The organism is Herbidospora galbida, assembly GCF_005233835.1.
Taxonomy (GTDB): domain Bacteria; phylum Actinomycetota; class Actinomycetes; order Streptosporangiales; family Streptosporangiaceae; genus Herbidospora; species Herbidospora galbida.
The window spans coordinates 1-10,634 of sequence record NZ_SZQA01000088.1 but is presented as its reverse complement, the minus strand read 5'-3'; the positions used below and the strand labels follow the sequence as shown (position 1 = coordinate 10,634).

The 10,634-nt window shown below is 71.4% G+C and carries 11 protein-coding genes; 7 read left to right on the top strand and 4 right to left on the bottom strand.

Features of this window, described 5'->3' with window-relative positions:
- Positions 1-283: 283 nt before the first annotated feature.
- Together FDA94_RS38520 and FDA94_RS38515 are read right to left on the bottom strand one after the other, a co-directional pair.
- Entirely contained in the window at positions 284-1,030 is a 747-nt protein-coding gene (locus tag FDA94_RS38520; RefSeq protein WP_137251952.1) for an IclR family transcriptional regulator, read from the bottom strand.
- 106 nt (positions 1,031-1,136) lie between these two features.
- On the bottom strand, positions 1,137-1,736 hold the full coding sequence (locus tag FDA94_RS38515; RefSeq protein ID WP_137251951.1) for a ScbR family autoregulator-binding transcription factor: 600 nt from the start codon (positions 1,734-1,736) through the stop codon (positions 1,137-1,139).
- Positions 1,737-2,002: 266 nt separating this feature from the next.
- Between FDA94_RS38515 and FDA94_RS38510 the strand changes: the two genes are divergently transcribed.
- From FDA94_RS38510 to FDA94_RS38500, 3 genes are all read left to right on the top strand, one after another.
- Complete coding sequence (locus FDA94_RS38510) at positions 2,003-3,379, top strand: family 2B encapsulin nanocompartment shell protein (RefSeq protein WP_246060391.1); 1,377 nt, start codon at positions 2,003-2,005, stop codon at positions 3,377-3,379.
- A gap of 76 nt (positions 3,380-3,455) precedes the next feature.
- Positions 3,456-4,823: a family 2B encapsulin nanocompartment shell protein gene (locus tag FDA94_RS38505; protein WP_246060390.1), complete on the top strand. Its 1,368-nt coding sequence runs from the start codon at positions 3,456-3,458 to the stop codon at positions 4,821-4,823.
- Complete coding sequence (locus FDA94_RS38500) at positions 4,820-5,854, top strand: family 2 encapsulin nanocompartment cargo protein polyprenyl transferase (protein ID WP_137251950.1); 1,035 nt, start codon at positions 4,820-4,822, stop codon at positions 5,852-5,854. Before FDA94_RS38505 ends, FDA94_RS38500 begins: the two co-directional genes overlap by 4 nt.
- A 48-nt stretch (positions 5,855-5,902) precedes the next feature.
- Here FDA94_RS38500 and FDA94_RS38495 read toward each other — a convergent pair whose 3' ends face one another.
- Positions 5,903-6,625, bottom strand: coding sequence for a sulfite exporter TauE/SafE family protein (locus tag FDA94_RS38495; protein ID WP_246060389.1), 723 nt, complete (start codon positions 6,623-6,625; stop codon positions 5,903-5,905).
- A gap of 26 nt (positions 6,626-6,651) precedes the next feature.
- Positions 6,652-7,128, bottom strand: a complete 477-nt coding sequence (locus FDA94_RS38490) for a hypothetical protein (RefSeq protein WP_212735707.1) — start codon at positions 7,126-7,128, stop codon at positions 6,652-6,654.
- Positions 7,129-7,285: 157 nt separating this feature from the next.
- Here FDA94_RS38490 and FDA94_RS38485 point away from each other — a divergent pair, with 157 nt between their 5' ends.
- The 4 genes from FDA94_RS38485 to FDA94_RS38470 form a co-directional block, all read left to right on the top strand.
- On the top strand, positions 7,286-8,404 hold the full coding sequence (locus FDA94_RS38485; RefSeq protein WP_342778576.1) for an FAD-dependent oxidoreductase: 1,119 nt from the start codon (positions 7,286-7,288) through the stop codon (positions 8,402-8,404).
- A gap of 168 nt (positions 8,405-8,572) precedes the next feature.
- Entirely contained in the window at positions 8,573-9,535 is a 963-nt protein-coding gene (locus FDA94_RS38480; RefSeq protein WP_137251948.1) for a hypothetical protein, read from the top strand.
- Between the two features lie 20 nt (positions 9,536-9,555).
- Entirely contained in the window at positions 9,556-10,206 is a 651-nt protein-coding gene (locus FDA94_RS38475) for a hypothetical protein (protein WP_137251947.1), read from the top strand.
- 11 nt (positions 10,207-10,217) lie between these two features.
- On the top strand, positions 10,218-10,634 hold a 417-nt coding region (locus tag FDA94_RS38470), incomplete at its 3' end, for an inositol monophosphatase family protein (RefSeq protein ID WP_281286709.1).

The window sequence follows — 10,634 nt, the reverse complement described above, 5'->3', positions numbered from 1 at the left end:
CCCGCGCGTCGTGCGCGGGACCGTCCTGGCCGGGCCCGCCCGGCCGCGCGGATGCCCGGCCGCGCGGCGGATGCGGGGCGGGCCCGGACAGGAGTCGGGGGTGGGGAATCGCTGCGCAGATCCGCTGCGGAGGCATGGGGCGCTCCTTGGTCGGAGAGGGGGGCGTGCTCTCGGACCGAGAGCGTAAGTCGGGATTTTTCCGGGAGGCCACGACATGTTCCAAATATTGGAACAAATGGCCCCTAAGACGGCGCGGGTCACCACGCGACGACGCACCGGCCGCTCATCCGGCCAGCCGGGCCGTCCGCAACGTCACCGCGAGTTCGTGGCCCGCCCGCCGGACCGCCGCCTCGGCCGAGCCGTTCTGCAGGACCTTCATCGGGCCCGACACCCCCACCGCCACCACGCCGAAGTGGGGCACGCCCAGCACCGGGACCGCGATGGCGCTGAGCCCCAGGACGTACTCCTCCACGCACCACGCCACCCCCTGGCGGCGGATCGCGGCCAGCCGGCGTTCGAGGACGCCGGGGTCGGTGATGGTGCGGTCGGTGTGCCGGCGCAACGGCACGCGCAGGTCGGGCGGGCCGCCCTGGTAGGCCAGCAGCACCTTCCCGGCCGCCGTGCAGTGGGCGGGAGCCAGTTCGGCGGTCCGCCACAGCGCCTTGGTGTGGGTGCGCGGGCAGAGGGTCATCACGTACTCGGCCTGCCGGTCGGTCAGCACGGCGATCGAGACGATCTGGCGGGTGTGCTCGTACAGCTCCAGCAGGTGGGGCGTGGCCATGCGGCGCAGCCACTGGAAGTGGCGGACCCGCTCGGGCTGCGCGTAGGGGCGCAGCGTGGCGGCGACGCGGTAGTCGGCTCCGGTACGGCCCACGAGGTCGTCGGCCTCCAGGGCCGCGAGCAGCCGGTGGACCGTGGACTTGGGCATCTGGACCTGGCGTGCCAGGGTGGTGAGGCTGACCGGCTCCGGCGACGTGGCCAGAGTGCGCAGCACGATCATGGCTTTGGCCAGCGTGCCGATGCGTTCCATGACGGTCCCTTCAGCGCGTGAGACGTCCCCGAAAAAAACCGACCGGAATGTATTTTTATAGGGCCGACTCGGGGCGAACTGAAGGGGGGACAGCAGAACCTGTCTCTCAGGTGAGGGCGAGCGCCTCGGCCCGGCGGACGGTGGCCCGCGGCGAGGGTTCGGCCTGGATGCCGAACAGGACGACGCGCCACATCTCGCGCAACCGCTCCTCGGTGTCGGCCCGGCCGAGCGTGTCGCTGACCTGGAAGACCCCGAAGAACGAGCTGACGACGACCCGCGCCGCCTCCTCGGCGGTGACGCCCTCGGCGAGCTCCCCGGCCTTCTCGGCCGGCTGGAGCACCTGGGTGAACGCGGCCTCCCAGGCGCCGACGTTGCGGTCGAGGGCCAGCCGGGCCCCCGCCCGCATGACCGGTTCGTCGCGGAAGGCCCGGGTGATGGCGAAGGTCAGCGCGACCACCACCACGACCGGGTCGGACTCCTCGCCGCAGAACCGCTTGACGAGGGCGGGCCAGCGTTCGAGCTGCCGCTCGACGATCGCCTCGGCCACCGACTCCTTGTTCGGGTAGTGGAAGTAGATCGCGCCCTTGGTCACCCCGGCCCGCTCGTGGATCTCGGTCAGGCTGGTCCCGGCGTACCCGTTGGCCGCGAAGATCTCGGCGGCCGCGCGGAGCAGCCGTTCACGGGTCGCCAGTGCACGCTGCTGCACGGCCCTCGCCTCCTACGGGCCCCGACCCCACAGACGCGGCCCTTTCAGAGGTTAACACGGGAACAATCTACCAAATCGGGTAACGAACCCACTACGGAGAATCACGTGCTATTTCGTTGTTTTGTGGTCGGGTCATTCGAATGCAAACTCGTAATTGACACTCCGAAGATCGCCCCTGCATTATTGATCCGTTCGGCCAGCCCAATGAGGTTTCTCGCGCGGGCCCCCTGAATTGTTTTCGCTTCGCCGCAGGAACAGGAGTCGAGTTGACCGTTGAGAACGAGCAATTGAGCCTGGGCACGGCGGCGGCCAGGAAACTGGCCACCACCACGAAAACCGTCCCCCAGATGCAGGGCATCAGCAGCAGGTGGCTGCTGAAGGTGCTGCCGTGGGTCCAGGTCTCCGGCGGCGCCTACCGCGTCAACCGCCGCCTGTCCTACGCCGTCGGCGACGGCCGGGTCACCTTCACCGTCCAGTCGGGCCAGGTCCGGGTCATCCCCGCCGAGCTCACCGAACTCCCCCTCCTCCGCGGTTTCGACGACCCCGACACCCTGACCACCCTGTCCGAACGCTTCACCCAGCGCGACTTCTCCGCCGGCGACGTCATCGTGGAGGCCGGCCAGCCCGCCGACCAGGTGATCCTGGTGGCCCACGGCAAGCTGACCAAGATCGGCACCGGCCCCTACGGCGACCAGGTCGCCCTGGGCCTGCTGGCCGACGGCGACCACATCGGCGACCAGACCCTGCTGGCCTCCGGCACCTGGGACTACACGGTCAAGGCCACCACGGCCGGCACCGTGCTGACCCTCCCCCGCAGCGAGTTCGAGCGGCTCGTCGACCAGTCCGACGCGCTCCGCGCGCACGTCGAGTCCTACCAGGCCGGCTCGGGCCGCCCGCAGGACGAATACGGCGAGGCCGCCATCGAGGTCTCCTCGGGCCACCACGGCGAGCCCTCGCTGCCCGGCACGTTCGTCGACTACGAGACCTCGCCCCGCGAATACGAGCTGAGCGTCGCGCAGACCGTGCTGCGGGTGCACTCGCGGGTGGCCGACCTCTACAACGACCCGATGGACCAGATCGAGCAGCAGCTCCGGCTGACCATCGAGGCGCTGCGCGAACGCCAGGAACACGAGATCGTCAACAACCGCGAGTTCGGCCTGCTCGCCAACGCCGACCTCAAGCAGCGCACCCACACCCGGTCGGGCCCGCCGACCCCCGACGACGTCGACGAGCTGCTGTCGCTGGTGTGGCGGGAGCCGTCGTACATCCTGGCCCACCCGCTGGCCATCGCGGCCTTCGGGCGGGAGTGCAGCGCCCGCGGGGTCTACCCGACCAGCGTCGACGTCGGGGGGCACCACTTCCCGTCGTGGCGCGGGGTGCCGATCCTGCCCTGCAACAAGATCCCGGTGACCGACACGCGCACCTCCTCGATGATCGTGATGCGGCTCGGCGAGGAGAAGCAGGGGGTGGTCGGCCTCCACCAGGTCGGCATCCCCGACGAATACCAGCCGAGCCTCTCGATGCGCTTCATGGGCATCGACGAGAAGGCCATCATCAAGTATCTGGTGAGCGCCTACTATTCGGCCGCGATCCTCGTCCCCGATGCCCTCGGAATTCTGGAGAACGTCGAAGTCGGTCATTGACGAATGGTTCCCCCAGGGCGGCCCGAGCATGAATCACCGGGCCGCCCTTTTTAATTCCCACCAGTAAGGGAGTGCCGTGAACGATCAACTGAGCCTGGGCACGGCGGCGGCCAGGAAACTGGCGACCACCACGAAAACCGTCCCCCAGATGCAGGGCATCAGCAGCCGGTGGCTGCTGAAGGTGCTGCCGTGGGTCCAGGTCTCCGGCGGCGCCTACCGCGTCAACCGCCGTCTGTCCTACGCCGTCGGCGACGGGCGGGTCACCTTCACCGTCCAGTCGGGCCAGGTGCGGGTCATCCCCGCCGAGCTCACCGAACTCCCCCTCCTCCGCGGTTTCGACGACCCGGAGGCCCTCGATGCCCTCGCGGGCCGGTTCTCCCAGCGCGACTTCGCCGCCGGCGACGTCATCGCCGGGCAGGGCGACCAGGCCGACGAGGTCATCCTGGTCGCGCACGGCAAGCTCACCAAGGTCGGCGCGGGCGCCTACGGGGGCGAGACCGCGCTCGGCCTCCTCGGCGACGGCGACCACGTCGGCGATCACGCCCTGCTCTCCCCCGGGACGTGGGACTTCACCGTGAAGGCCACGACGGCGGGCACGGTGCTGACGCTGGGGCGGCGCGCGTTCGAGGAACTGGCCGACCGGTTCGAGACGCTGCGGGCGCACGTGGAGGCGTACCGGAGCAGTCCCGAGAGACCGCAGGACCGGCACGGGCAGGCGGAGATCGCGCTCGCGGCCGGCCACCACGGCGAGGCGGCGCTGCCGGGCACGTTCGTCGACTACGAGACCTCCCCGCGTGAATACGAGCTGAGCGTCGCGCAGACCGTGCTGCGGGTGCACTCGCGGGTGGCCGACCTCTACAACGACCCGATGGACCAGGTCGAGCAGCAGCTCCGGCTGACCATCGAGGCGCTGCGCGAACGCCAGGAACACGAGATCGTCAACAACAAGGAGTTCGGCCTGCTCGCCAACGCCGACCTGAAGCAGCGGCTCCAGTCCCGGTCGGGCCCGCCCACCCCCGACGACATGGACGACCTGCTCTGCCGCCGCCGCAAGACGCAGTACTTCGTGGCCCACCCCCAGGCCATCGCCGCGTTCGGCCGCGAGTGCACCAAGAGAGGCGTCTACCCGACGAACGTGGAGGTCGAAGGGGTCCGCCTGACGGCCTGGCGGGGGGTGCCGATCCTGCCGTGCAACAAGCTCCCCATCAGCGAGGCCCGCACCACCTCGATCATGGCGATGCGGCTCGGCGAGGACAACCAGGGCGTGGTGGGCCTGCACCAGACCGGCATCCCCGACGAGTACCAGCCCGGCCTGAACGTGCGGTTCATGGGCATCGACGAACGGGCGGTGATCAACTATCTGGTGAGCGCCTACTACTCGGCCGCGATCCTGATCCCGGACGCGCTCGGCGTCCTGGAGAACGTGGAACTAGGCCATCGATGACGACGACCGACACGGGAGCTCGCGACGTCGCGGAGGTGCTCGCCTGGAGCCGCGACCTGGTGCAGCCGGCGATCCGGGAGGCGGCCGACACCCTGCCCGCCTCGATGCGGCACATCTCCGGCTACCACATGGGCTGGTGGGACGAGCGGGGCCGCCCGATCACCACCGGTTCCGGCAAGTCGGTACGCCCGGCGCTGGCGCTGCTGGCCGCCGAGGCGGTGGGCGGCTCGGCCGAGGGGGCGCTGCCGGCGGCGGTGGCGGTCGAGCTCGTCCACGACTTCTCGCTGCTGCACGACGACGTGATGGACGGCGACGCCACCCGGCGGCACCGCCCCACCGCGTGGCGGGTGTTCGGGGTGAGCCAGGCGATCCTGGCCGGTGACGCGCTGGTGTCGCTGGCGTTCGCCCGGCTGGCCGGCAGCGGCCACCCGCTGGCCCACGAGGGGGCCCGGCTGCTGAACGCGACGGTCCTCGACCTGCTCGACGGACAGAGCGCCGACGTCGGGTTCGAAGACCGGACCGACGTGACGCTCCCCGAGTGCATCCGCATGGCCGGGTCGAAGACCGGCGCGCTGATCGCGTGCGCCTGCGCGCTCGGCGCCCTCTACGGGGGAGCCGACGCGCGGGCGATCGAGCACCTGCGGACGTTCGGCGCCGAGCTGGGGCTGGCCTTCCAGCTGGCCGACGACCTGCTCGGCATCTGGGGCGACCCGGAGGTGACCGGCAAGCCGGTCTTCTCCGACCTGGCCAACCGGAAGAAGTCGCTGCCGGTGGTGGCCGCGCTCACCTCCGCGACCGGGGAGGCCGCGGAGCTGGCCGCGATCTACCGGTCGGGCACGGTCCTGTCGGACGCCGAGCTGGCCAGGGCCGCCGATCTGGTGGAGCGGGCCGGGGGCCGCGACTGGTGCCTGGAGACCGCCGACGGCCTGCTCGCGCGGGCCCCCGCCCACCTGGAGGAGGCGGGCTGCGCGGCCCGCCCGGCGGCGGAGCTGACGGCGCTGTCCACGCTGATGGCCCGGCGCACGCTCTGAGACGGCGGTGCCGGGCGGCGACGAGGACGCCCGGCACCGCTCACGTGCTCAGGTATAGGTGTCGAAGGCGAGCTTGACCGCGACGACCAGCCCGGCCACGGCGGTCAGCACCCGCAGCGACTGGCCGGGCAGCCGCCGGGCGATCAGGGGCCCGATCCAGCCGCCGACGACCATCCCGGCCGACAGCGGGACGACCACGTCCCACCGCACCGGCCCGAACAGGGCGAAGCCGAGGGCGGCCACGCCGTTGGAGGACATCGCGATCACGTTCTTGACCGCGTTGACGTGGGCCGGGCTCTGGTCGAGGGCCGCCGTCAGGATGGCGAACATGATCACCCCACCGGCCGCCCCGAAGTAGCCGGTGTAGATCGCGACGGCGTACACACCCAGGTAGAACGCCCACCCGCGCAGCGCCGCGGACGTGGGAGCCCGGAGCAACACCAGCGACGCGCCCGCGACCAGCACGGGCGCGACCAGCTCGAACGCCCTCGGCGGGGTGAGCAGCAGGAGGGCGGCCCCGGTGGCGCCGCCGAGCGCGGTCACCGCGCACAGGCGCAGCACCAGCGGCGCCTGGCCCTTGAGCTCCGGCCGCGACGCGGCGGCCGACCCGACCCCGGTGAACGTGAGCGACACCGTGTTCGTGACGTTGGCCGCCAGCGGCGGCAGCCCGAAGGCGAGCAGAGCAGGGTACGAGACGATCGACGCGAGTGACACGACCGTGCTCACGATCCCCGTCGCGACCCCCACCAGGGCAAGGACGAGGATCTCCACGCACCGAACTCAATCACAAGATCGTTTCAGTAGGCGGCGGGGGTCGACGGCACCGCCTTCGGGGTCACCCGGTGGTCGCTGAGGTGCAGGTCCCCGCCGAGGTCGGTGCGCAGCTTGTCGAGGGTCTCCCGGGTCCCGAGCACGGTCCAGAGCCGTCCCACGAGATGGGGGTTGTACTCGGGCGCCTGGTCCATCCAGGCGTCCTTGCCCTTCTCGGTGGCGAAGGTGTTCACGAAGAAGTCCCCGGCCTCGGTCGAGCAGGCGCCGGTGCGCAGTTCCTCGGCGTCGACCTGGATCTTCACCTTGCACCCGACCTTGGCGGCGAGGTCCTCGACGGTCGGAGGGGGCCCCGCCTCGACGGGGGCGGCGGCCGCGGCGGGAGCCGGGTCGGACACCTGGTAGGCCCCACCGGCGGGCGATGCGGAGCCGCCCGAACAGGCGGACAGCGACACGACGGCCAGAGCGGCGGCGGCGAAGGCGGCATGGCGCGAAACAGTCAGCACGCCCGGGGATACGCGGGGTGGACGAGAGCGGTTCAATCCGGTGAACCGAAGTGACCCCTGGGGCGTCATGTCTGGCAAGGGAGGCCCGCATGGACGTCCTGGACAACCTCCTCGACGGGGATCTCCGGCTGGAGCTCGTCCTCGTGGAGGCCCTCCAATGGGAAGCCGATCGGCTGGCCGCCCCGGCCGATCGCGAACGGCACCACTGAATGCACAGGTGAATTCACCGCGGTCCCGCCTCTCGACAGGGAGGGGCGGGGCCCGTGCATGCGGGGCCCTTTTGCGGGAAGTTCCGCTCCATTCGCTTTTGAGGAGGTCGTCGTCGATGGCGCAGCATGCCGATGTCGTCGTGGTGGGTGGAGGCGTCGTGGGTCTCACGACCGCGATCGCCCTGAACGAGGCCGGGCTCCGCACGGTCGTGTGGACCGCCGAGGTCCCCCGGCAGACCACCTCCGCCGTCGCGGGCGCCCTGCTGGGCGGCCCCGTCATGACCGAGCCGCGCGACGACGCGGTCCGCTGGCAGAAGACGGGCCTGGAGATCTTCGACGAGCTCGCCACCCACCCGCACTCCGGCGTCACCGCCGCGCGCGGCCGGCTGGTCACCCGCATGGACGGCGGCACCCCGCCGTGGGCCCGCGACCTGCCCGGCTTCGCCGAGTGCTCCCCCGACGAGCTGGCCGGGTTCAAGGCGGGCTTCTGGATCACCAGCCCGATCGCCGACATGCCCTGCTACCTCGACTACCTCGTCGACCGGCTGTGCCGCTCGGGCGGCGACATCGAGATCTGCACGGTGGCCTCGCTGGAGCAGCCCACCTCCCACGCGCCGATCGTGGTCAACTGCGCCGGCGTGGCCGGGGGGACGCTGGCCTGCGACGACTCGGTCACCCCCGTGCGCGGGCAGCACGTCGTCGTGGAGAACCCCGGCCTGACGGAGTTCTTCTACGAGGGCGGCGCCGACGACGACTGGACGGGCTTCTTCCCGCACGGCGACCGCGTCGTCCTCGGCGGCAACGCCCGCAAGGGCGACTGGAACCTCGAACCCGACGAAGCCCAGACCGCCGACATCCTGCGGCGCTGCGCCGAGGTCGAGCCCCGGCTGGCCGACGCCCCCGTGATCAAGGTGGACGTCGGCCTGCGGCCCGGGCGTCCCTCGATCCGGCTGGAGGAGCAGCAGGTCGACGAGGGGCGGCTCATCCACAACTACGGGCACGGCGGCGTGGGGGTCAGCATGAGCTGGGGCTGCGCCCTCGACGTGGTGAAACTGGCGTCCGCCTGAAGCAGGGGCGCGCTCCGGCTATTAGGTGGCGTAATTCCACCGCGCCATGGACGATATAGGCGGGGAAGCCGGAACGATCCCGATCCATGGCGCGGGGATGGATTCATGTCAATGGTGAGCAGCCAGGACGATGCTCGAACGCCCTGGTGGAAGGACCGTCTTTCCTGGTTGCGCGACGAACCCGAAGTGGGGATCGCGTTCCTGATCGCGGTGTCCGCGGCCGTCTACGACGTCTGGGGCGGGCAGGCCGAGGTCGTCGACAAGGCCACGCTCGTCGTCCTCGCCCTGGTGGCCATCACGCTGATCCGCAGCCGGCTGCGGACGGGAGACGTCGAGATCGAACTCCGCCGGCTGCTGTCCGGCTCCGGTGAGGCGCTCCGGCAGGTGCCCGAGCGGCTCGGCGAGGTCACCGAGCTGCTGGAGAAGTCGCGCCAGGCGATCGACCAGATGTCGGTCGTCTCGCTCCTGCCGGGGGCGCAGGTGCGGGCCGAGCTCATGGCGGCGGCCCAGCACACCAACACCTGGATCTTCAAGGGCGGCACCGGCACCTTCATCCGCGCCTTCACCCTGCCGGAGTGCGTGGAGAACTCCCGGGTCGCCCGCCGCCAGCTCCAGGTGCAGCTGGAGATCATCGACCCGGACCACGACGGCGCCTGCGGGGCGTACTCGCGGTTCCGCCAGTCGCTCGTCACCGGCCGCGCCGACCTCTGGACGGCCGACCGCGTCCGCAAGGAGTCGTACGCGACGATCCTGGCCGCGAGCTGGTATCGCCGGCACAACGACTTCCTGACCATCCGGGTGGGGCTGTCGTCGACGATGACGACCTGCCGCTGGGACATGGCCGCCTCCCGCGTGGTCGTCACCCGGGAGGATCCCACCGCGCCGGCGCTGGTGGCCTACCAGGGCAAGCTCTACTACTCCTGGTGTGAGACCGAACTGAACAGCAGCTTCGCCCAGTCGAGGAAGCTGCCCATCGAGAGCGTGCTGACGGTGCCGCTCGGCGACGAGCCGACGGTCGAGGAGGTGCGCGATCTCTTCGAGGCGCTGGGGCTGTCGCTCGACGCGCTCGACGACTCCGAGGTGGCCGACGTGACCCGCCGCGCGCTGCAGCCCGCGGAGCCCTACCGGTGAGATGACCATAGAGGGGCGACATGCGCTACTCCGATCTACGGCACGAGATCGACCAGGGCACCGCCGTCTCGACGATTCCGGCGTGGGCCGGGTCGGTGCTCCAGGCGGTCACCGCCGGGGCCCTGCGCGTCCCGGCGGTGCGCCATCCGCTCGGGTTCTTCTGCCTGCCCGTCGAACGCGACGGCGACCTGGGCGTCTGCCTGCACGTGTGGTCGCCGCAGCTGACCACCTCGGGCAGCAGCACCTCGCTGGTGCACTGCCACAGCTGGGACCTGCTGAGTTTCGTCCTGTACGGCCAGGTCTCCAACGTCCTCGGCCGGATCTCCGACGGGACCGTCCACCGGCTCTTCGAGGTGAGCGGCCTCGGCGACGAGGACGCCATCACGGCGACCGACCGGGTGGTCGACTACCGGCCCGAACGCCTGGAGCGGTTCGGCGCGGGCCAGAGCTACTCGCTGGCCGCGGGCGTCTTCCACAGCACGGTGATCGAGGGGTCGGGCGAGGCGGCGACGGTCGCGCTCGGCCGGATGATCCGCTCGGGCGCCGACCTGTCGCTCGGGCCGCTCGACGCGCCCAGCCACACCCAGCGCCGGCACGTCTGCGGCGACGCCGAGTCGGCCAGGGCCGCGGCGGTCGCCACCGCCGGCATGGCCGCCCAGTACACCCACTGAAGGGGCGGGCCGTGGACGTCTCGGCGGAACTGGCGGTGGCCGTGGCCGCCGCGGAGGCCGCGGGCACGCTGCTGCGACGCGAGCCCGCGTGGACCAGCGCCAAGGGCACGGCCGGCGATGTCACCACCGACCTGGACCTCCGGTCGGAGGAGCTGATCGTGAGCCGGGTCAGGGCCGCCTACCCCGGCGACCGGATCGTGGCCGAGGAGTCGGGCGCGGCGGGCGCCGACGGCGACCGGGTGTGGTTCGTCGACCCGCTCGACGGCACCAACAACCTGGCGATCGGCCTGCCCGTGTACGCCGTGGGCATCGCCTTCTGCGTGGCCGCGCGGCCGGTGGCCGGGGTGGTGCACGACCCCGTCAGCGGCGGCACCTGGTCGGCCGTGCGCGGCGGCGGGGCGCACGGCCCCGGCCTGCCCGCCGAGGCG

What these genes read in the sequence shown, in the direction of transcription:
- FDA94_RS38500 (WP_137251950.1), top strand. Translation starts at nt 4,820, where the DNA reads ATGACGACGACCGACACGGGAGCTCGCGACGTCGCGGAGGTGCTCGCC.
- FDA94_RS38485 (WP_342778576.1), top strand. Translation starts at nt 7,286, where the DNA reads ATGGGAAGCCGATCGGCTGGCCGCCCCGGCCGATCGCGAACGGCACCA.
- FDA94_RS38475 (WP_137251947.1), top strand. Translation starts at nt 9,556, where the DNA reads ATGCGCTACTCCGATCTACGGCACGAGATCGACCAGGGCACCGCCGTC.
- FDA94_RS38520 (WP_137251952.1), bottom strand. Translation starts at nt 1,030, where the DNA reads ATGGAACGCATCGGCACGCTGGCCAAAGCCATGATCGTGCTGCGCACT.